Origin of the sequence: Curtobacterium sp. PhB130 (assembly GCF_003755165.1) — a bacterium.
In the GTDB taxonomy this organism is placed as follows: Bacteria; Actinomycetota; Actinomycetes; order Actinomycetales; family Microbacteriaceae; genus Curtobacterium.
Genome location: NZ_RKII01000008.1, coordinates 327,866 through 349,893, shown reverse-complemented (window position 1 = coordinate 349,893; position 22,028 = coordinate 327,866). Strand labels below are relative to the sequence as shown.

The window sequence follows — 22,028 nt, the reverse complement described above, 5'->3', positions numbered from 1 at the left end:
CGGGACGGACCCGCACCGTGCCTCCAGGCCGCGAATGCCGGAAAAGCCGGAAAAGCCGGAGAAGCCGAGAATGCCGGAACGGCCGCGTCAGCCGTGCCGACGTTCGGTCGACGACAGCAGCTGCTCGACCTCGCCGATCTCCATCGTCTCCGGTGACACCGACTGCAGCGGCGCTGCCGACGGTGCGTGCACCGCGTCGACGAGACGGTGCATCATCGCGACGGCGTCGTCGACGACCGAGGTGCTCTTCGCCTGCACGCCGTGCAGGAGCCACTGCGCCGTCTCGAGCTCGTGGTAGACCCGGGCCCGCTGGGCGAGCTGGCGGTCTCGGCCGCCACCGTTCGCCTCGTAGGCGCTGAGCACGGTGTCGAAGGCGTCGCGACGGCCGGCGAGCACCCACGCCAGGTCCTTCGCCGGGTCGCCGAGTCGGAGCTCGCCCCAGCCGAGGACACCGGTGACGTCGTCGCCCTGCACGAGCAGGACGTCTGGGCCGAGTGCACCGTGCACGACGGTCGGCGTGAACTGCCACAGCTGCTGGTCGCGCGCGGCGCCCTCCCAGCGGTCCTGCAGCGCGGCCGGCACGAGCTTGGTCGCGACGGCACGGTCCATCACGGACACGGCGGAACGGAGGACCTCGAAGGGGGTGAGGGAGGGCAGGCCGGCGTCGGTCACGAAGCTGGTCGGCAGCAGGTGGATCGCCGCGATGGCACGACCGACGCTGGTGGCGAGGTCCGGACGCTCGCCGAGGGCGCCGAGCGACGGGTGGCTGCCGGGGACGAACCCGGTCACGATGGCGCGGGTCGAGCCGATCGGCGCCTGACCGCGGTACTCGGGGACCGCGAACGGGAGGCGCGACCTGATCCCGGCGCTCAGCGCACGGATCGCGAGGAGGTCGGCCGACTGCCGCGCTTCGGCCCGCTGGTTCCGGGGGCGGCGGATCGCCGACTCGATGCCGTCCGAGTCGCGGAGGACCGCCGACTCGTAGTCACCGGCCGCGACCGAGCCGAGGGTGCGCGTGCCCGTGACGACGAGTCCGGGCACGGCCGTCGTCGCCAACGCCGCTAGAGTGAACTGGGATCCCGCCATGCCCCACAGGGTAGGTCCGCCGACGTCTGGATCGGTGCGCGCCACGCTGGTCCGGTCCCGACACGACACCGACCCGAGGAGTCATCCGTGACCGTGGAGTTCGCCGCCCGGCTGCCGCTCGCCCGCAACGAGCTCGACCGTGATGCCGAGTACCGCAGCACGCCCGGCCTCGGACGGGTGCTGCGCGACGACGAGGCGACCCGCTTCCTGCCGGTGCACGGCGCCGCGATGCTCCGGAACCCGGACGGCACGCTGCGGTTCGTCGCCGCGGCCGACGTGCCCGAGGGGGCACCGTTGGTCTACCTCGGCCGTTCCGTGTCCGACGCCGCCGACGCTCCGGCCGGCACCCGGTTCGCCGCGGTCCTCGTCGACGCCGACACCGCCGCGCGGATCGAGCCCGAGGACGCCGCCTGGGAGAGCCTCCGGATGTTCGGCACCGAGCTGTCCCCGCGTGACCAGGGCCTCGCGGTCGAGGCCGTGGCGATGGCGAACTGGCACGCGGTGCACGGCTTCTCGCCCCGCACCGGCTCGAGCACGGAGGTGGTCACCGGCGGCTGGGTCCGCCGCGACGACCAGGGCCACGAGCTCTTCCCCCGCACCGACGCCGCGATCATCGTGGGTGTCGTCGACGCCGACGACCGCATCCTGCTCGGGTCGAACGCCGCGTGGGACCAGGACCGGTACTCGCTGCTCGCCGGGTTCGTCGAGCCCGGGGAGTCGCTCGAGGACGCCGTCCGCCGCGAGGTGTTCGAGGAGTCCGGCGTGCACGTCGAGGAGCCTGAGTACCTCGGATCCCAGCCGTGGCCGTTCCCGGCGTCGCTGATGGTCGGGTTCCGTGCCCGTGCGGTGGACGGCGACCCGTCGACCGCCCGCCCGGACGGCGTGGAGATCCTCGACGTCCGCTGGTTCTCTCGTGAGGACATCCGCGAGCGTGCCGGCGACACCCTGCTCCTGCCCGGACGGACGTCGATCGCCCGGGCGATCATCGAGGAGTGGTACGGCGGCCCGCTGGACCTGCCGTGAGCACCACCCCGGCCGGGCCGACACCACCCTCCCCGGAGGCGCTGCTCGCAGCGCTCGACGCGGAGCAGCGCACCGTCGCGACGACCCTCCTCGGCCCCGTTGCCGTCCTCGCCGGCGCCGGGACCGGCAAGACGCGGGCCATCACGCACCGGATCGCCTACGGCGTCGCCACCGGCACCTACTCGCCGGCGCACGTCCTCGCACTGACGTTCACCACCCGGGCGGCCGGTGAACTCCGGTCCCGCCTCCGCGCGCTCGGCGCCGGGAGCGTGCAGGCGCGGACCTTCCACGCCGCCGCGATGTCGCAGCTGAGCTACTTCTGGCCGGACACCGTCGGCGGCCACGCGCCGAAGATCGTCGAGTCCAAGGCGCGGATGATCGCGCACGCCGCGGACACGATCGGGATGCACGTCGACAAGCCGGTGCTCCGGGACCTCGCGGCCGAGGTGGAGTGGCGGAAGGTCCAGCGGCTCACCCTCGACGAGTACGAGGCGGCGGCCGTCGACCGGGTGATGCCGCGCGAGACCAGTCCGGCGCGCGTCATCGACCTGATGCGCGCGTACGAGCGGCTCAAGGACGACCGCCGGCAGATGGACTTCGAGGACGTCCTGCTCGCCACCCTCGGCATGGTCGAGACCGAACCGCGCGTCGCCAGCTACGTCCGGCAGCAGTACCGGTTCTTCGTGGTCGACGAGTACCAGGACGTCTCGCCCGTCCAGCACGACCTGCTCCGGGCGTGGCTGGGCGATCGGCAGGACCTCTGCGTCGTCGGCGACGCAAGCCAGACGATCTACTCCTTCGCGGGCGCGTCCAGCAAGTACCTGCTCGGCTTCGGGTCGGAGTTCCCGCGGGGGTCCGTGCTGCGGCTCGAGCGGAACTACCGGTCCACGCGAGAGGTCGTCAACGCCGCCAACGCGTTGATGCGCGGCCGACCCGGAGCACTCGACCTCGCGGCGCAGGACCCGGTGCCCGGCCCCGAGCCCGTCGTGGTGCCCTGCGTGCACGACGGCGACGAGGCTGCGACGATCGCACGCCGGATCACGGACCTGGTCAGCGAGGGCGGTGCCTACGGCGACTGCGCCGTCCTGTTCCGTGTCGGCGCCCAGTCCGCAGCGCTCGAGGCGGCCCTCGGCCGGTCCGGGATCCCGTACCGGGTGCAGGGCGGCACCCGGTTCTTCGACCGTCCCGAGGTGAAGCTCGCCGTGCACCACATGCGCGGTGAGGCGATCCGGCAGACCGACGACGAACTGACCCGGCGCGTGGGCCTGGTGCTGCAGGTCAGTGGGTGGACCCCGACCCCGCCGGAGGGCACCGGCGCGGTCCGCGAGCAGTGGGACGCGCTGCAGGCGATCATGGGCCTCGCCGAGGACGCCCCCGCGGGCACGACGATGCAGCAGTTCACCCAGGACCTGGTCGACCGGGCAGCGACCCACCACGAGCCCGAACTCGACGCCGTCACACTCGCGACGCTGCACTCGTCCAAGGGCCTGGAGTGGCCGAACGTCGTCATCGCCGGTGCCGCCGAGGGCCTGCTCCCGATCTCGCACGCCACCACCGACGCCGAGGTCGACGAAGAGCGCCGGCTGTTCTACGTCGGACTCACCCGAGCCCGCCGGACGGTCACGATCACGTGGTCACGACAGGGGTCCACTCGGGGCGGAGCGCGCGCTCCGAGCCGGTTCCTGGCAGCGATCGACACGCACACCGGGGGTGCGGCCGCGCCGGCCGACGCGACACGCTGAGGTCGTCGCGGTCGAAGACGAGCTGGTCGTCGCCGGGGACGGAGGCGCGCCGCGGCAACCGCTCGACGACGAGACGGGTGACCGCTGCGGCCACCGCGCCGACCCGGTACGGCGAGAGCGGCGCGGCCGGCCGCCCCCACACCTGCGCGGCGATCGCCGGCCAGGTCGGGTCGTCGTCGACGTGCGCGTACTCGAGACACTGCATGCACGGCCCCGCGCCGGGGACCAGGAACGGGCCGACCCGGATGCGCCCGTCGCTCACGACCACCGGCAGGTGCGGGGTGCCGCGACGGGTCCACGCCGAACGGAGCGCCGGGTCGACGACGTGGTCGGCCACCACGACCGCGGTCTTCGGTTCCGGGTCCGGCACCGTGACCGGACCGCCGCGCCGGGCCGTGGTCCGGACCACGGTCACACCTTCCCCGGTCAGGAACGTGTCGAGCGTGTCGGGCAGTGCGCCGACCCCGTGGACCTCGACGCGGACCAGGGGTTCCGGGAGCATGTCGAGCACCGCCGGGCTCGCCGCGCCGAGGACCCGTGCCGCGACCTCTGGCCGGCACCCGACGCTGCCCGCGACCCCGGCGAGGGCGTCCCGGCCGGTCTCGCGCCGGAGTGCGAGGAGGAAGCGTTCCTCGGCCGTGGTGGGGACGCCGACCACGGCGCGCGGCGGGTCGACGCCGAGCTGCACGGTGACCGGGTCACGCCAGACGAACTCGAGCGTCGGATCGATGCGGATGCCCATGGGTCCACCGTGGCGGACGGGACCGGGCGTCGGGGCGCGACCGTCGGATCTGTGGACAACCACGTTGCCCACAGCCGGTCGGGTGCCGGCGGCGATCCGAGCCTCCAGGCCGGACCACCGCGGCCCGTCGGCCGGACGGGACCACCACCGCGGCCCGTCGGCCGGACGGGACCACCACCGCGACCTGTCGGCCGGACGGGACCACCACCGCGGCCCGTCGGCCGGACGGGACTAGCGGGGGCCGTCCTCGGGAGCCGGACCGGCGTCGGGACCGTCATCGTCGGACACCCCGCCCGACTCGTCCTCCCGCGGACGCGACCCCGTCGAGTCGTTCAGCAGGTCCTCGAGCGCACGGTCGAACTCGTCGTCCTCCGGCGTCTGCCCCGGGTTCCGGAGCCGCGCCACCAGTGCGTCCGGTGCGTCGATGTCATCGGAGACGGGCACCAGGTCGAAGTGCTCCCAGAGCGCGTCGCGCTGCTCGGCACCGAGCTCGTCGGTGACCCGTTGCCACATCGCCGCGGCCTCACGGAGACGGCGGGGGCGCAGCTCCAGCCCGACGAGCGTCGCGAACGCGGACTCGGCGGGGCCACCGGCGGCACGGCGGCGGCGGACGGTCTCGGCGATCGCACCGGACCGGGGGAGCCGCGCGGTGGCGGCGGCGGTGACGGTGTCGACCCAGCCCTCGACGAGCGCGAGCATCGTCTCGAGGCGGGCGAGCGCGGCGTCCTGCTCGGGGGTGCGCGGCGGGATCAGCGCACCGGACGCCAGGGCGTCGCGGAGCTGCTCCTGGTCGGTGGGGTCGATGTCGGCCGCGAGTTCCTCGACCCGGTCGAACGGGATGTGGATGCCGCGGGCGTACTCGGTGATCGAGGAGATGATGTGCAGCCGCAGCCAGCGCGCCGACCGGAACAGCCGGGCGTGCGCGAGCTCGCGCACCGCGAGGTAGATCCGGACCTCGTCCACGGGGACGTCGAGGCCCTCGGCGAACTCGGCGACGTTCTGCGGCAGGAGCGCCGCGACCTGCTCGTCGAGGAGCGGGATCCCGACGTCGCCGCCGGACACGACCTCCTTCGAGAGCTGCCCGACGACCTGGCCGAGCTGGATCGCGAAGAGTGCGCCGCCCACGCCGCGCATCGCCTTCGAGACGTCACCGAGCATGGCCTTCAGCTCTTCCGGCGCGCGCTGGTCGATCGCCTCGGTGAGGGCGTCGGCGATGCTCGCCGCGACCGGCTCGGCGATCTGCGACCAGACCGGCGCGGTCGCCTTCGCCCACTGCTCCCGCGTGTACAGGCTCGGCGTCGCGGTGAGCTCGGCGACGCTCGTGACCTCGTCCAGCCAGAGCGCCGCGACCTGGAACGCCTGGTCGCTCGCCTGGCTCGTCGCCGGGTCGACACCGTGCGCGCCGTCCTTGGCGATCGCGACCGCGCGCTCGGCGGTCACCGAGAAGTCGATGCCGTCGCCGCCGTTCTGGGCGGCCTGCTGGAGCTGGCTCATCAGGTTCGCGACGAAGGCGGGGTCGTTGGGCAGACCGGCGGCACCGGCGAGCTGTGACGGGTCGATCTGCCCCTCGCCGGCGAGGAGCTTGCGGAGCATCTCCTGGAAGTCGTCGTCCGGCCCCGGCTGCGGTTCATCAGGCATGCCGACTACGCTAATCCCCGCTCGTGGGACCGGACCTGGGACGGCCCCGTGGGAACGCCCATCCGGCTGCGCCGAGGGCGAACAGCCCCTCCGGCAGGAAGGGCGAGCAGGTGGGCGGTCGGCCCGCATGCGTCCCTCCGGAAGGACCCCGTTGACCCTCTTCGCGCCCGCGCCCCGTCGTCGCTCCCGCACCCGGACCGTTGGCTGGGCCTTCGTGATCGGGGCCGTCGTGCTCGCGATCATCGCCAGCGTCCTGCCGAGCCCGTACGTCATCGAGCTGCCCGGCCCCGTGTTCAACACGATCGGCACGCAGCAGCAGGGGACCGGCAAGGACGCGAAGGACGTCAAGCTGATCCAGGTCGACGGGCACCCGACGTACCCGACGTCCGGCGCGCTCGACATGCTCACCGTGAGCGTCGAGGGCACGGCCACACAGCGTCCGGCGTGGACGAGCGTGATCCGCGCGCTGTTCACCAAGTCGCAGGCCGTCGTCCCCGCCTCGGCGATCTACCCACCCGGCACCACGACCGAGCAGGTGAACGAGCAGGACGCCGCCGACATGACGAACTCGCAGCAGTCCGCCGTGGCCGCTGCCCTGATCCAGCAGGGGACGACGATCCCCACGGAGCTCGAGGTGGGGACGGTCGGCAAGGACACCGCGGCCGACGGCGTGATCGAGAAGGGCGACGTGATCACGGCGTTCGACGGCACCTCGCTGACGACGAACGCGGACGCGACGACGCTCCGCGACCTGGTCGGCAAGCACGGCACCTCGTCGCCGGCGACCGTGACGATCACCCGTGACGGGAAGTCCGAGGACGTCCAGGTCACGCCGCGCGAGCAGAGCGGCACCGCGCTCCTCGGCGTCGGGGTCGTCGAGCACTACGACTTCCCGTTCGACGTCTCGATCAAGCTGCAGGACGTCGGCGGACCCTCCGCCGGCATGATGTTCGCGCTCGGGATCATCGACGAGATCACACCGGGCAAGCTCAACGGCGGCAAGCACGTGGCCGGCACCGGCACCATCACCGCGGACGGCGAGGTCGGGGCCATCGGCGGGATCCGGCAGAAGCTGTACGGCGCGAAGGACGCGGGAGCGACCGTCTTCCTCGCGCCGGCGTCGAACTGTGACGAGGTCGTCGGGCACGTCCCGGACGGGCTCGACGTCTACGCCGTGAAGACGCTGGACCAGGCGGTCACCGACCTCGACACGATCGCGAGCGGGAAGAGCACGGCCGGTCTCGCCACCTGCGGCTCCTGAGACGGTCGGCGTCGACCCGGCTCGCGTTCCCGGGGTGGTCGTCACCGCACCGGACGGGAGGCCCTGGCCGTCATCCTGAGATCGGGTACAGGTTCGCAGTCGGTCCGGTCCAATAGGATCGTGAGCACTGACGGCCCGGTGCGCCGGGCCGCCGGTCCGACACGTCTGGAGCACATCACGTGACGACTGCCTCGTCCACCTCGTCCACCGCGGGACGGCGTTCGCCGCGTGTCCCGATCGTGGTCACGATCATCGTGCTCGCTGCACTGGTGATCGCCTTCTTCATCTTCGCCAGCCTGTACACCGACTACGCGTGGTTCGCGCAGCTCGGGTTCCAGCAGGTCCTGACCACCAGGTGGATCGCAGGGACGGCGATGTTCTTCGCCGGGTTCCTCGGCATGGCCGTCCCGGTGTACCTGAGCATCCTGCTGGCGTTCCGGTTCCGGCCGGTCTACGCGAAGCTCGGCTCGCAGCTGGACCGCTACCAGCAGGTCATCGAGCCGCTCCGCCGCGTCGTGATGATCGGCATCCCGGTCGTCCTCGGCATCTTCGCCGGGCTCGCGACGGCGCCGCGCTGGAGCATGGTGCTCGAGTACTTCAACCGGACCCCGTTCGGCCAGAAGGACCCGCAGTTCGGACTCGACATCGGGTTCTACGTCTTCGAGCTGCCGTTCTGGCGCTCGGTCGTGGCGTACTCGTCCGCGGTCGTGCTGATCGCCGGCCTCGCCGCACTCGCCGCGTGCTACCTCTACGGCGCCATGCGCTTCGGTGGGCGAGAGGTCCGCATCTCGCGCGCCGCCCGCGTCCAGCTCGCGATCACCGCCGCCGTCTACATCGCGCTGCAGGCCGTCAGTCTCTGGCTCGACCAGTACGCGGCCCTCACGAAGAGCAACTCGCTGATCACCGGTGCGCAGTACACCGAGGTCAACGCCACCATCCCGGGCCGCGAGATCATGGCGGGCATCGCCGCGATCGTCGCGCTCCTGTTCATCGTCACCGCGATCATCGGCCGCTGGCGGATCTCCATCGTCGGCACCGGGCTGCTCCTGGTCTCCGCCATCGTGATCGGCGGCATCTACCCGTGGATCGTCCAGCGTCTGCAGGTCGCGCCGTCGGAGCGCTCGTTCGAGTCCGCGTACATCCAGCGGAACATCGACGCCACCCGTGACGCCTACGGGGTCGCCGGCGTCAAGGAGTCGAACTACGACGCCACCACTGAGACGGCCACCGGCGCCCTGGCGGAAGACGCCCAGACCACGACGAACATCCGCCTGATCGACCCGAAGATCGTGTCGGACACGTTCAGCCAGCTGCAGCAGTCGCGGCAGTACTACCAGTTCCCGGACGAGCTCGACGTCGACCGCTACGACATCAAGGGCCAGACCGAGGACACCGTCATCGCGGTCCGCGACATCGACCTCGACGGCCTCAGCGCCGCGGCGAACACGCAGTACAACCGCACGTTCGTCTACACCCACGGCTTCGGCGTCACGGCGGCCTACGGCAACCAGCGCGCCAGCGACGGCAAGCCGGTGTTCCTCGAGTCGGGCATCCCGACCACCGGTGCCCTCGGCGACTACCAGCAGCGCGTGTACTTCGGTGAGACCTCGCCGCCGTACTCGATCGTCGGTGCGCCGAAGGGCTCGAAGAACGTCGAGCTCGACTACCCGTCCGGCTCCGACGACTCGAACGACGCCAACGGCGGCAACGCGACCACCACCTACCAGGGCAACGGCGGCCCGAGCATCGGGAACTTCTTCAACCGGCTCGTCTACGCGGCGAAGTTCCAGTCGGAGCAGATCCTGCTCTCGAACGCGGTGAACCAGGACTCGCAGATCCTCTACGACCGTGACCCGATCACCCGCGTGAAGAAGGTCGCGCCGTACCTGACGCTGGACAGCGACGCCTACCCGGCGATCGTCGACCACCGGCTGCAGTGGATCGTGGACGGCTACACGACCAGTGACGCGTACCCGTACTCGCAGAGCCAGAGCCTGTCGGACAGCATCAACGGCACCGAGTCCTCGACCTACCGCACCGACCAGGTCAACTACATCCGGAACTCGGTCAAGGCCACCGTCGACGCCTACACGGGCAAGGTCACCCTCTACACGTGGGACACCAAGGACCCGGTGCTGAAGACGTGGCAGAAGATCTTCCCGACGTCGATGAAGTCCGTGTCCTCGATGAGCGCCGAGCTCCTCGACCACGTGCGCTACCCGACCGACCTCTTCAAGGTGCAGCGGTCGATCCTCGGGACGTACCACGTCACCAACGCGAACTCGTTCTACTCCGGAGACGACGCGTGGACGACACCGTCCGACCCCACCAGCGGGTCGAACGACAGCGACACCACCGCGACCGACTCCACGACGACGACCAACGCGCTCGGGACCCAGACGACGACCGCCAAGGCCGACCAACAGGACCCGTACTACCTGACGATGAAGGTACCGGGGCAGGGGACCGCCTACACGCTCTACACGACGTACATACCCCAGCAGACGGGGTCGAACGCGCGGAACGTGCTGACCGGGTACCTCGCCGTCGACTCCGACGCCGGAGGGGCCGGCAAGGGCAAACGCTCGTCCGGCTACGGGAAGCTCACACTGCTGACGATCCCGAAGACGGACAACATCCCCGGCCCGCTCCAGGTGCAGAACCTGTTCAACTCCGACACCACCGTGTCGCAGGAGCTGAACATCCTGAAACGCGGGAACAGCACCGTGAAGCAGGGCAACCTGCTCACGCTGCCGGTCGGTGGCGGGTTCCTCTACGTCCAGCCCGTCTACGTCCAGTCGACGTCGAGTGGCTCGTACCCGCTGCTGCAGAAGGTCCTCGTGGCCTTCGGTGACAAGATCGCGTTCGAGGACACCCTCGACGAGGCGCTGAACCAGCTCTTCGGTGGTGACTCCGGTGCGGCCGCGGGTGACCAGGGCGCGGCGAACGGGTCCGGGTCCTCGGGCTCCGGTTCCGACTCCGGGTCCTCGGACAGCGGCTCCGGCTCCGGGTCGACCGACTCCGGGTCGACCGGGTCCTCCGGGTCCTCCGGGTCCTCCGGTTCGACGGGCACGGGCACCACGCCGAGCCCGGCGCTGCAGCAGGCCCTGTCGGACGCGAACGCTGCGCTGCAGGACCGGACGCAGGCCTACGCGGACAACGACCTCGTCGCCGCGGCGGAGGCGGACAAGCGTCTGCAGGAGGCCATCCAGGCCGCGATCGACGCCGAGGGTGACAGCAGCTCGGGCAACTGACACACGGGCGGGGCGCTCGATTTGGCGCCCCGCCCGTACCCGTGTAGGCTTATCAACGTGCCGCGGGGTGGAGCAGTTCGGTAGCTCGCTGGGCTCATAACCCAGAGGTCGTAGGTTCAAATCCTGCCCCCGCAACCAACGCGACACAGAAGCCCCGGTCCTCACGGACCGGGGCTTCTTCGTGTGCCCGGCGCCTGGTGCCCGTCGCCTGGCGTCGCCTGGTGCCCGCCGCCTGGTGCCTGGTGCCGCCGCCGCCGCCGCCGCCCGCCGTCGCCGAGTCCGCAGACGCCGCCGCCGCACCGCCGGTACCGGAGTCGTCGCGCCGCTCCGTCCGCCCGTGCCGCGCCCGTCCCAGTCCCGCTCGGGCCCGGCTGCGTTGAGCGGGCGAAATGCCGCGGTACCCACCGCGGGGGCCCGGGCATTTCGCCCGCTCGGCCCTGCCTGCGCCGAGCGGGCGAAGTGCCAGAGTGCCCATGCGCCGGGACCCTGGTCTTTCGCCCGCTCGGCCCCCGGGTGGTTGAGCGGGCGGAATGCCGCGGTGTCCGCCCGGCGGGGCCTGGTCTTTCGCCCGCTCGTCGGCTCGTCGGGTCGTGGGCTCGGCGGCTCGCGGGTCGAGCGGGCGAAATGGCGGGGTGGGCTCGCGGGGAACGCGGGCATTTCGCCCGCTCGGCTGCGAGGCGCGGCGCTGCGAGGCGCGGGGCGGGGCGGGCGGGAGGCCCGGGGCGGGCGTGCGCCGGGCCTCCCGTCCGGATGCGGTCGCGATCAGCCGGCGCGCTTGCCACGGACACCGTGGCCGAGTGCGTCGATCCGGGCCAGTTCCTCCGGCGTGAAGGTCACGTCGGCGGCGGCGACGTTCTCGGCCACGCGTCCGGGGTTCCGCGATCCCGGGATCGGGACGATGTCATCTCGCTGCGCGAGGATCCACGCGAGGGCAAGCTGGGAGAGCGAGATCCCCTTCGCGGCCGCGAGCTCGGTCAGTCCGGCGACGACGCCGGCGTTCGCGTCGTAGTGTTCCGGCGCCCACCAGTCGAGGAACTGACGGATGTCGTCCGGGGCGTACGCGCTCCGCGGTCCGACCGCGCCGCTGAGGAACCCACGTGCCAGGGGTGAGTACGCGACCAGGCCGACCCCGAGTTCGTCGACGACGGGGAACAGGTCCTCGGACTCGCGCGAGAAGATCGAGTACTCCGTCTGCAGCACCGAGATCGGGTGCACGGCGTTCGCGCGTCGGATGCTCTCGGCGTCGGTGTTGGAGAGCCCGAGGAACCGGACCTTGCCGGCCTGGACGTACTCCTGCATGACGCCGACGACGTCCTCGATCGGGACCGCGGGGTCGTGGATGTGCTGGTAGAGCAGGTCGATCGAGTCCGTGCCGAGGTTGCGGAGGCTCGTGTCGACGACCTCGCGGATGTGGTCGAGCTGCGAGTTCGGCGCGTAGGTCTCCGGGGTGAACCCGAACTTTGTCGCGATGGTGACCTCGTCACGGATCGGTGCCAGGGCCGTGCCGAGGAGCTGCTCACCGGTTCCCCATCCGTAGAGCTCGGCGGTGTCGAAGTGGGTGACCCCGAGTTCGTGGGCGCGGCGGATGGCAGCGATCGACTCGGTGTCGTCGCCCGGCCCGTAGGCGTACGTCGTGCCCATGGCGCCGTAGCCGATCGAGCCGACGACGAGCCCCTGCTGGCCGAGGGTGCGTTGCTGCATGTGCTGTCCTTTCGAGACATGGAGAGCGGTACAGGTGGCACTGTACGCCGGAAATGGCAGAGGGTGACACAACTGGCGTTTGCTGCCAGGTCGCTAGACTCGAAGCGTGAGCGACACGAGCACGGAACCGCGCCCTGGTCTGCGGGACATCACCCGCGACGCCGTGCGCGCGCGTATCGCAGCCGTCGCGATCGCCCGGTTCGACGCCGACGGGTTCGAGCGCGTCACCGTGGAACAGATCGCTGCCGAAGCCGGGATCTCCGCGCGGAGCTTCCACCGGTACTTCCCCGCGAAGGAGGACGCTGTCATCGGCGACCCGGCGCGCCATCGCGGAGCCCTCGCCGAGGCGTTCCGCGCACGACCGTCGGACGAGCCGGTGTGGACCGCGCTCCGTGAAGCGTTCGTGCAGATGGTCGCTCGTGGCGGTGAGGACTCCGAGACGGGGCGACGTTCCGTCCGTGTGATGACGAGCGCGCCGTCCCTCCGAGCCAGGAACCTCGAGAAGCACCAGGCATGGGCGGACGTCCTCACACCGTTGGTCGCCCGGCGCATCGACGGCACGGACGATGACCTCGACCTGCGTGCGCGGACGATCGTGCAGGCAGCGCTGGGGTGCTTCGACGTCGCGATCACCACGTGGGCGACCGAGGCCGACGACGATGTGGTCGGCATCCTGCGGCGGGCGTTCGACGTTCTGGACGTCCGACGGAGCTGACCGGGCCGGTCCGGTGTCGGCCGGTTAGCCTTGCTCCGTGACGACCCTGACGATCGCAGCCGAGCAGTTCGCCCCCGTCGACGACCCGGTGGCGAACCTCGAGACGGTTCGCAACGCCGCGGTCGAGGCCGCAGCACGTGGCGCCGACCTGCTCGTCACACCCGAGTACACGTCGTACTTCACCGCGGAGATCGACGACGACTTCGTGGCTGCTGCCCAGCCGATGGACGGCCCGTTCGTGACCGGCCTCCGACAGGTCGCCCGGGACACCGGCGTCGCGCTCGTCGTCGGCACCGCGGAGGCCACGGACCGACCGGAGCGCTTCCGGAACACCCTCGTCGCGATCGGTGCAGACGGAGCCGTCCTGCAGACGTACCGGAAGGTGCACCTCTACGACGCGTTCGGCTCCCGAGAGTCCGACCGCATCGAGCCCGGCGACCCGTCACAGCTCCCCGTGTTCGAACTCGGCGGCGTGCGGATCGGGCTGGAGACGTGCTACGACCTCCGTTTCCCGGAGGTCACACGGCGACTGGCCGCGGCGTCGGTGGACGTGGTGCTGCTCCCCGCTGAATGGGTCCGCGGTCCGGGCAAGGAGCACCACTGGCGCACGCTGCTGACGGCCAGGGCGATCGAGAACACGATCTGGGTCGTCGGCGTCGGGCAGGCACCGCCGGTGGGGATCGGGGGATCGGTGGTGCTGGACCCGGCTGGCGTGGCCACCGCGGCACTCGGTGCGGCCCCCGGCATGCTCGTCGCGACGGTGGACACGGCCGTCACCGACGAGGTCCGGCGGGTCAACCCCTCGTTGTCACTGCGTCGCTACGACGTCACGGAGCGCTGAGGCCACCCGGGCCAGCCATCAGGTCACGGGCATCGGGCCCGGTCCGTCAGGAGCGCTGCGAGCCGCCGGTCAGGTGACGGGCGCCGAGCCCCGCGAGCCGGCCGGCCGCGTCCTCGAGCACCGATCGACGCTTGCAGAACGCGAAGCGCACGAGCGAGCGGTACCCGGCGGCGTGGTCGGGTCGGACGAAGGCGGAGACCGGCACACCGACGACCCCGGCGAGGGTGGGGAGTTCGAGGCAGAACGCCCGCGCGTCCTCGTACCCGAGGGGCGCTGTGTCGGCGATGACGAAGTACCCGCCGTCGGGGCGCATCACCTCGAAGCCCGCGGCGGTCAGCCCCGCGGCCAGCACCCGGTGCTTCGCCGCGAGATCCGCCGCGATCCCGGCGAACACCTCGTCAGGGAGACGCAGTCCGGCCGCGACCGCGGGCTGGAACGGGGCGCCGTTGACGAACGTCAGGAACTGCTTCACCGATGTGATCGCGTCGACCAGGGCCGGAGGAGCCGTGAGCCAGCCGATCTTCCAGCCCGTGGTGCTGAAGGTCTTCCCAGCGCTCGAGATCGTCACGGTCCGTTCCCGAGCACCCGGGAGCGTGGCGATGGGGACATGCGGGACGTCGAAGGTCAGGTGCTCGTAGACCTCGTCGGTGATGACCAGGGCGTCGTACCGTGCCGCGAGCTCGACGACCCTCCGGAGCACCTCGGTGGGGAGGATGCGGCCGGTCGGGTTGTGCGGGGTGTTGACGAGGACGGCGCGTGTCCGGTCCGAGAACGCCGCACGGAGCGTGTCGTCGTCGGGCAGGAAGTCGGGTGCGGTGAGCGGGACGGTGACGTGTGTGCCGCCCGCGAGGCTGATCAGCGCCCCGTACGCGTCGTAGAAGGGCTCGAACGTGATCACCTCGTCGCCGGGTTCGACGAGGGCGAGGAGCGTCGCGGCGAGTGCTTCGGTCGCACCGGCGGTCACGAGGACCTCTCGATCGGGATCGACCTCGATGCCGTACCACCGGCGTTGGTGCTCTGCGATCGCCAGGCGCAGATCGGGAGTACCGCGCCCTGGCGGGTACTGGTTCACGCCGTCGCGGATCGCGCGCACAGCAGCGTCGAGGACCTCGGCGGGGCCGTCCTCGTCGGGGAAGCCCTGCCCGAGGTTGATCGCGCCGGTACGCGCTGCCAGGGCACTCATCTCGGCGAACACCGTCGGCGCGGGGACGCCGTCCGGGCCGAGGAGCATCGCGCCCTCCGCGGCGCGCAACCAGGGTCCTGACTGCCGCATGTGGTTCCCTCCGACGAGCGCTCACGCTGAACGGACCCCAACTTAGTGCGTGCCGACGCGCGGGCCCGGGAGTCGATCCACAGCCGACGCATAAGATCGCCATAGTGCACTCGCAGGGCCGTCAGGAGCACTGCCCAGGTGCGTGCGACAGACTGCACGAGCTTGAAAGGAGCACGTCCAGCATGACCGACACCACGCCCAACGGGCACGGCGACGACAACCGTCCGGACGACACGACCCCCGAGGTCGCCGCCGACGATGCCGCGCAGCAGGCGGGCGACGCTGGTGCGTCGACGCCGAGCGACTCCGAGACCACCGCGACCGGGACGGGGAGCCCCGACGAGCACGCGCGTCACGCTGATGCCGACCACACCGACGTGATCGATCCGGTGCCGGCGAACGAGACGAACCAGTACACGGCGCCGTACCCCACGACGCAGTACGACCAAGACCAGGGCCAGGGCCAGCAGGGCGGCTACGGCCAGGACCACTCGCCCTACGGCGCAGGGTCCGGCCAGGCGAGCGACTACGGCCAGACGAGTCAGTACGGCCAAACGAGTCAGTACGGCCAGACCAGCCAGTACGGCCAGACCAGCCAGTACGGCCAGACCAGCCAGTACGGCCAGCAGGACCGTCCTCGGTACGGCGAGTACGCGCAGCCGGCGTCGTCGCAGGCGCCGGGGTCCGCGAGCGAACAGTCCGCCTACGGACAGCAGCCCTCCGGGCAGCCACAGTACGACCAGTCCGCCTACGGCCAGCAGCAGTACGGGCAGCAGCAGTACGGCCAGCAGTCCTACGGACAGCAGTCGTACTCCCAGCCCGCCGGCCAGCAGCAGTACGGCCAGTCCGCCCAGGCTCCCTCGTCCTCCTTCGGCGACGACCAGCGACCCGACGGCTCCGACCGCACCAACGGCTACTACTTCTCCGGCGCAGCAGCGACCGGAGCGGGTGCAGGCGCTGCCACGGACACCGCCACGAAGCCGAAGTCCACGCGTTCCCGCATCGTCCTGCCCCTCGTGGGCGGCCTCATCGTCGGCGCGCTCGTCGGCGGGGCTGCCGGTGGTGGCTGGGTGGCGGCGACCTCGAACGGCGGCACCTCCTCGAGCTCCTCGAGCTCCAGTGGTGGCAACCTGACGGTCAACGACTACAACTCGGCGACGGTCGTCACCGCGGTCGCCGCGCAGGCCACTCCCTCGGTCGTGACGATCAACGTGTCGTCCTCGAGCGAGGCCGGCACCGGCTCCGGCGTGGTCCTCAGCAAGGACGGCTACATCGTCACGAACACCCACGTGGTGACGCTCGACGGCGACAGCTCGACGGGGACCATCCAGGTCACCACGTCGGACGGCAAGATCTACGCCGGCAAGCTCGTCGGCACCGACCCGACGGTCGACCTCGCGGTGATCAAGATCGACGCGAGCGACCTGAAGCCGATGTCGTTCGCGGACTCCTCGAAGCTCAACGTCGGCGACACCGCGGTCGCGATCGGCGCTCCGCTCGGTCTGTCGAACACCGTCACCGACGGCATCGTGTCGACCCTGAACCGCAGCATCCAGGTCACCTCGAGCGACCCGAACGCCGGCGGCGACTCGAACGAGGGCCAGGGCAACAACGGCAACGGCCCGTTCGACTTCTGGGGCAACGGCGACAACGGCTCGAGCACCGGCACCACCGCCACGGTGTCGCTCCCGGTCATCCAGACCGACGCGTCCATCAACCCGGGGAACTCGGGCGGCGCGCTGCTCGACTCCAAGGGCAAGCTGATCGGCATCAACGTCGCGATCGCGAGTGCCGGCAGCACGGACTCGTCCGACTCCCAGTCGGGCAGCATCGGCGTCGGCTTCTCGATCCCGGCGAACCTGGTGAAGCGGGTCGCGAACGAGATCATCGACAACGGCTCGGCGACGCACGGTCTGCTCGGAGCGACGGTCGGCGACGCGAACGAGGACGCCAAGGCCACCCAGATGGGTGCGCTCATCAAGTCGGTGTCCTCCGGCGGCGCGGCTTCCGGAGCGGGCCTGCAGAAGGGCGACGTCGTCACGAAGATCGGCAACGCGACCGTCTCGGACGCGACCGACCTCACGGCGCAGGTGCGGTACTTCGCCGGTGGCGCGAAGACGACGATCACCTACGTGCGCAACGGCCAGTCCCACGAGGCTGACGTGACCCTCGGGACCTACGACAGCAAGAGCTGACGCAACCCCAGATCGGACGGGAGGCTCGGTGCCAGTCGGCACCGGGCCTCCCGTCCGTCGTCAGCCCCGCAGCACCGCCCCGCCGACCCCGCCCCGCGCGCTCGCTCGCTCTCGCACGAGCGGGCGAAATGCCCGGGTGGGGCGCGGGGCGGACCGTGGTGTTTCGCCCGCTCGGCGGGGCGGGCGGTGGTGTGTGTGGTGAGCGGGCGAAATGCCCGGGTGGGGTGCGGGGCGGACCGTGGTGTTTCGCCCGCTCGGCGGGGCGGGCGTTCGTGTGTGTGGTGAGTGGGCGAAATGCCCGGGTGGGGTGCGGGGTGGACCGTGGTGTTTCGCCCGCTCGGCGGAGTGGGCGTTCGTGTGTGTGGTGAGCGGGTGAAATGCCCGGGTGGGGTGCGGGGCGGACCGTGGTGTTTCGCCCGCTCGGCGGGGGCGGGCGGTGGTGGGGGAGCGCGCAGGTGGGGCGCTCGGCCTCTTGATAGGCTGCGAGTCGCTCACCGCCAGGACCCCGAGGAACGCATGCAGACAGACGGACAGCCCCTGCCGGGCGTCTCGTACGTGATGCCCGTCCTCAACGAGGTCACCGAGGTCCGGGCCGCCGTCGCGAGTCTGCTCGAGCAGGACTACGCCGGGCCGTTCGAGGTCGTCCTCGCACTCGGACCCTCGATCGACGGCACGAACGAACTCGTCGCCGAGATGAGTGCCGCCGACCCCCGGATCCGCGCCGTCGAGAACCCCGTCGGCTCGACGCCGGCCGGCCTGAACGTGGCGATCCGCGCGTCCGAGCACCCGATCGTGGTCCGTGTCGACGCGCACTCGGTGCTGCCCAAGGAGTACACGCGGATCGCGGTGCGGACCCTGACGGAGTCCGGTGCGGACAACGTCGGCGGCATCATGCGCGCCGAGGGCCGCACGCCGTTCGAGAAGGCCGTGGCGCTCGCGTACGGTAGCCGCGTCGGCCTCGGCGGCACCCCGCACCACGTCGGCGGACAGGCGGGACCGGCCGAGACCGCGTACCTCGGCGTATTCCGCCGAGACCGGCTCTTCGCGGTCGGTCTCTTCGACGAGGGCATCAAGCGCGGCCAGGACTGGGAACTCAACCGGCGGCTGCGCACGACCGGCGGCACGGTGTGGTTCACGCCGGAACTCGTCGTGACCTACCGCCCGCGGCCGAGCCTCAAACGCCTGATCCGGCAGTTCGTGGCGACCGGCCTCTGGCGGGGTGAACTGGCTCGACGGTTCCCCGCGAACAACGGCCTCCGGTACTTCGTCCCGCCGGCCATGGTGGCCGCGGTCGGACTCGGCCTGGTCGCCGGGATCGTCGGCGTGATCGGCGCCCTGTTCCACAGCGGTGCCGCCTGGGCGATGCTCGGGTTCGCGGTGCCAGCGGTCTACCTGCTCTTCGTCGTCGTGGGCACCGTCGCGGTCTCGCGGCGATCCGACGCCGCCACACTGGGCTGGCTGCTCGTCGTGCTGCCCTGCATCCACATCGGCTGGGGGGTCGGGTTCATCGTCGGGTTCCTGACGCGGACCTCCGAGCTGACGACCCACACCGGACGGTGACCTCCTTGCCCGACCTCCAGCCCGAACCCGCCGAGCGCGGCTACGCCCACCCGACCTCGATCGCCGAGCTCCGTGCCGTGGCACAGCCGGACGAGGTCCGGTCCCGCGCCAACGCGGAGCACTGGACGGCGTCGCTGTACCTGCGGGACATCTCCCCGTACCTGACGTGGGTGCTCCTGAAGACCCGGATCAGCGCGAACCAGGTCACCGGCCTGATGATCCTGGTCGGGTGGTCCGTCGCCGCGGCGCTGCTCATCCCGGGGATCTGGGGTGCGGCGCTCGCGCTCGTGCTCGGGCAGCTCCAGATGCTCGTCGACTGCTCCGACGGCGAGGTCGCGCGGTGGCGCGGGACCCGTTCGCCGGCCGGGGTCTTCCTCGACAAGGTCGGGCACTACACGACCGAGGGACTCATCCCGGTCGCGCTCGGCATCCGGGCGGCCACCTGGCCGATCCACGACGCGGACTGGATGTGGACCACGATCGGCTGCGCACTCGGCCTGGTGATCGTCTGGAACAAGGCGCTGAACGACATGGTCCACGTGGCTCGCGCGAACTCCGGGCTCGACAAGCTCGTCGATCGTCGGGACGCCTCGACCGCACCGTCCGGTCGACGCCTGGCCTCCCTGCGACGGATCGCGCGCTTCCTGCCGTTCCACCGTCTGTACCACTCCGTCGAGCTCTCGATGCTCGCCTTCGTGTTCGCGCTGCTCGGGCTCGTCATCGGCGATCCCCTGGCAGACCGGATCCTCGTCGGGGTCCTGCTGCCGCTGGCCGTGATCGCGACCGTCGGGCACTTCCTGGCGATCATCTCCTCCAAGCGGGTGCGGGCATGACGCCGGGCACGGTCCGCCGGAACGCGGTCCCGCACCGAGAGCGCCCGCGCGTCGCCGTCGTGAGCCTGACCCAGGGGACGCGTCCGGAAGACCTGCGCCGCGGGCTGGAGAGCGTCCTCGCACAGCGCGACGTCGAGCTCGACGTCGTCTGCGTCGGCAACGGCTGGGAGCCCGTCGGCCTGCCCGAGGGTGTCCGGGCCCTGGCGCTGCCGGAGAACGTCGGCATCCCCGCCGGTCGGAACGCAGGCGCTGCGGTCGTCGACGGCGACTACGTGTTCTTCCTCGACGACGACGCGTCCGTCCCCTCGGACACGTTCCTGCGCGACGCGATCGCCCTGTTCGAGCGGGACCCGTCCCTCGGGTTGGTGCAGCCCCGCGTGGTCGATCCGTCCGGCGCCGCGAGTCCGCTCCGCTGGGTGCCCCGGATCCGCAAGGGCGACCCGACGGAGTCGTCGCCGGTCTTCTCGGTGTGGGAGGGCGCGGTCGTGCTGCCGATGGACGTGTACCGCGTCGTCGGCGGCTGGGGAGCGCCGTACTTCTACGCGCACGAGGGCATCGAGCTCGCATGGCGGGTGTGGGACGCCGGACGACGGGCCTGGTACGCCGGGGACCTCATCGCGCACCACCCCGCGATCGACCCGGCACGGCACACCGAGTACTACCGTCTGAACGCCCGGAACCGGGTCTGGCTGGCCCGCCGCAACCTGCCACCGCTGCTGCGCCCGCTCTACGTCGGCTCGTGGGCCGCGATCCAGACCGCCCGCTGGTGGCGGCACCCGGCACGGTTGCGGGTCTGGATCGGTGGCGTCCGCGAAGGCTGGAGCACCGACTGCGGTCCGGCGACGCCCATGGGCTGGCTGACGATCGGCCGGATGACCATCGCCGGTCGCCCGCCGATCGTCTGAGCCCCACCACGAGAGAGAGGTCCGCATGCCGATCACCAACGACGTCCGCACGGCGTTCCGCCTCGCCCGTCGGCTCCTGCGCTCGCGCAGCCAGCGACGCCAGCTGACCCGGCGCCTGTCGGCGGAGCAGCCCCTGGTACCCGGCAGCATCGAGATCGCGGTGTACTTCGCCGACGGCCCCGTGAACATGTACCAGGTCCGGCAGTGGTACGCACCGCTCGCCGAGCTGTCCCGCACGCACCCGGTCGCGATCGTCTCGCGCAGCCCCGGCACCATGCTGACGCTGCTCGACGAAGCACCCGTGCGGTCGGTGTACGCCCGTCAGGTGGTCGACCTCGAGCAGTTCGTGGACGAGCAGGCACCCAAGGTGGTGCTCTACGTCAACCAGAACGCCCGCAACTTCCAGATGATGCGGTACGGGCGGATGTGGCACGTCTTCGTCAACCACGGCGAGAGCGACAAGATGTACATGACGACGAACCAGTTCAAGGCGTACGACTACGCCCTGATCGCTGGTGACGCCGCTCGTGACCGCTTGGACGAGGCCCTGTGGGACTACGACCTGGATCGGCGCGCGATCGCGATCGGCCGTCCGCAGGCCGACCACTTCGCCGGGGAACCGCCGTACCCGCACGACGATCGCACAGTGGTGCTCTACGCGCCGACGTGGGAGGGAGACCGCGCTGCCGCGGCCTACGGGTCGATCGCGAGCCACGGCACCACCATCGCGGAGCGCGTGCTCGCGTCGCCCCGGCACCGACTGGTGTACCGGCCGCACCCGCGGAGCGGCGTTCGGGATGCGGAGTACAAGGCCGCCCACGAGCGCATCGTCGCCGCCATCGCTGCGGCGAACACGGCCGATCCGTCCGCGCACCACGTGTTCGACGACGGGGCGGAACTCGGCTGGCAGCTCGCCGACGCCGACGTCGCCATCACCGACATCAGCGCCATGATCTACGACCGCCTGGCCGTGGGCAAGCCGCTCATCGTGACCCGGCCGGTCGCCCCCGAGGCGGACGTCGACGAGCGAGGGTACCTGGCAGCCGCGAACTGGCTGCTGGCACCCGACGCCGACGACGTGGTCGCCCGGGTGGACGCGGCGGCGCACGACGCCGATGAACTGGCGCAGCTGCAGCACTGGGCGACGCGGTACTTCGGCGACACGACACCGGGAACGGCCACGGCCCGCTTCCACGACGCGATCGAGCGGCTGCTCGCGCGCTGGCACGAGGTCGCCCGGGAGCGTCAGGGGCGCTGAG

The 22,028-nt window shown here is 71.3% G+C and carries 16 protein-coding genes and 1 tRNA gene; 12 read left to right on the top strand and 5 right to left on the bottom strand.

The window, feature by feature from the left end; all coding sequences use genetic code 11:
* Window positions 1-87: 87 nt before the first annotated feature.
* The gene (locus tag EDF24_RS11655; protein WP_123703032.1) at window positions 88-1,086 is read right to left on the bottom strand and encodes a phosphotransferase; all 999 of its coding nucleotides are present in this window, start codon (window positions 1,084-1,086) and stop codon (window positions 88-90) included.
* An 87-nt stretch (window positions 1,087-1,173) separates the two neighbouring features.
* On the opposite strand from EDF24_RS11655, the gene nudC reads away from it, so the two are divergent.
* Together nudC and EDF24_RS11645 are read left to right on the top strand one after the other, a co-directional pair.
* Window positions 1,174-2,109, top strand: a complete 936-nt coding sequence (gene nudC / locus EDF24_RS11650) for an NAD(+) diphosphatase (protein WP_123703030.1) — start codon at window positions 1,174-1,176, stop codon at window positions 2,107-2,109.
* A complete protein-coding gene (locus tag EDF24_RS11645; RefSeq protein WP_123654089.1) occupies window positions 2,106-3,851 on the top strand; it encodes an ATP-dependent helicase in 1,746 nt (581 codons plus the stop codon). The genes nudC and EDF24_RS11645 overlap by 4 nt, the downstream gene beginning before the upstream one ends.
* Here the strand turns inward: EDF24_RS11645 and EDF24_RS11640 are convergent.
* Window positions 3,736-4,593 carry a TOMM precursor leader peptide-binding protein gene (locus tag EDF24_RS11640; RefSeq protein ID WP_123703028.1) on the bottom strand — a complete coding sequence of 286 codons (858 nt, stop codon included), beginning with the start codon at window positions 4,591-4,593 and terminating at the stop codon, window positions 3,736-3,738. The two genes, EDF24_RS11645 and EDF24_RS11640, sit on opposite strands and share 116 nt — an antisense overlap.
* Window positions 4,594-4,824: 231 nt before the next feature.
* A complete protein-coding gene (locus EDF24_RS11635; RefSeq protein ID WP_123703026.1) occupies window positions 4,825-6,231 on the bottom strand; it encodes a zinc-dependent metalloprotease in 1,407 nt (468 codons plus the stop codon).
* Window positions 6,232-6,382: 151 nt separating this feature from the next.
* On the opposite strand from EDF24_RS11635, the gene EDF24_RS11630 reads away from it, so the two are divergent.
* From EDF24_RS11630 to EDF24_RS11620, 3 genes are all read left to right on the top strand, one after another.
* Window positions 6,383-7,492, top strand: a complete 1,110-nt coding sequence (locus tag EDF24_RS11630) for a PDZ domain-containing protein (protein ID WP_260233428.1) — start codon at window positions 6,383-6,385, stop codon at window positions 7,490-7,492.
* A 179-nt stretch (window positions 7,493-7,671) separates the two neighbouring features.
* Window positions 7,672-10,746: a UPF0182 family protein gene (locus EDF24_RS11625; protein WP_395867942.1), complete on the top strand. Its 3,075-nt coding sequence runs from the start codon at window positions 7,672-7,674 to the stop codon at window positions 10,744-10,746.
* A gap of 61 nt (window positions 10,747-10,807) precedes the next feature.
* Window positions 10,808-10,884 (top strand) — tRNA-Met (locus EDF24_RS11620).
* A 624-nt stretch (window positions 10,885-11,508) separates the two neighbouring features.
* On the opposite strand, the gene EDF24_RS11615 is transcribed toward EDF24_RS11620, so the two are convergent.
* A complete protein-coding gene (locus tag EDF24_RS11615) occupies window positions 11,509-12,447 on the bottom strand; it encodes an aldo/keto reductase (protein ID WP_123703022.1) in 939 nt (312 codons plus the stop codon).
* A gap of 106 nt (window positions 12,448-12,553) precedes the next feature.
* Between EDF24_RS11615 and EDF24_RS11610 the strand changes: the two genes are divergently transcribed.
* Together EDF24_RS11610 and EDF24_RS11605 are read left to right on the top strand one after the other, a co-directional pair.
* Entirely contained in the window at window positions 12,554-13,162 is a 609-nt protein-coding gene (locus EDF24_RS11610) for a TetR/AcrR family transcriptional regulator (protein ID WP_123703020.1), read from the top strand.
* A 37-nt stretch (window positions 13,163-13,199) separates the two neighbouring features.
* The gene (locus tag EDF24_RS11605) at window positions 13,200-14,003 is read left to right on the top strand and encodes a carbon-nitrogen hydrolase family protein (RefSeq protein ID WP_123703018.1); all 804 of its coding nucleotides are present in this window, start codon (window positions 13,200-13,202) and stop codon (window positions 14,001-14,003) included.
* A gap of 46 nt (window positions 14,004-14,049) precedes the next feature.
* Here EDF24_RS11605 and EDF24_RS11600 read toward each other — a convergent pair whose 3' ends face one another.
* Complete coding sequence (locus tag EDF24_RS11600; protein WP_123703016.1) at window positions 14,050-15,276, bottom strand: aminotransferase class I/II-fold pyridoxal phosphate-dependent enzyme; 1,227 nt, start codon at window positions 15,274-15,276, stop codon at window positions 14,050-14,052.
* Window positions 15,277-15,458: 182 nt separating this feature from the next.
* Between EDF24_RS11600 and EDF24_RS19520 the strand changes: the two genes are divergently transcribed.
* From EDF24_RS19520 to EDF24_RS11575, 5 genes are all read left to right on the top strand, one after another.
* Window positions 15,459-17,471, top strand: coding sequence for a S1C family serine protease (locus EDF24_RS19520; protein WP_123703014.1), 2,013 nt, complete (start codon window positions 15,459-15,461; stop codon window positions 17,469-17,471).
* A 516-nt stretch (window positions 17,472-17,987) separates the two neighbouring features.
* A complete protein-coding gene (locus tag EDF24_RS11590; RefSeq protein ID WP_123703012.1) occupies window positions 17,988-19,031 on the top strand; it encodes a glycosyltransferase family 2 protein in 1,044 nt (347 codons plus the stop codon).
* Between the two features lie 5 nt (window positions 19,032-19,036).
* Window positions 19,037-19,864, top strand: coding sequence for a CDP-alcohol phosphatidyltransferase family protein (locus EDF24_RS11585; protein ID WP_123654079.1), 828 nt, complete (start codon window positions 19,037-19,039; stop codon window positions 19,862-19,864).
* Entirely contained in the window at window positions 19,861-20,769 is a 909-nt protein-coding gene (locus tag EDF24_RS11580; RefSeq protein WP_123703010.1) for a glycosyltransferase family 2 protein, read from the top strand. The genes EDF24_RS11585 and EDF24_RS11580 overlap by 4 nt, the downstream gene beginning before the upstream one ends.
* 25 nt (window positions 20,770-20,794) lie before the next feature.
* Complete coding sequence (locus EDF24_RS11575; protein ID WP_123703008.1) at window positions 20,795-22,027, top strand: CDP-glycerol glycerophosphotransferase family protein; 1,233 nt, start codon at window positions 20,795-20,797, stop codon at window positions 22,025-22,027.
* The last annotated feature ends 1 nt before the right edge of the window (window position 22,028 follow it).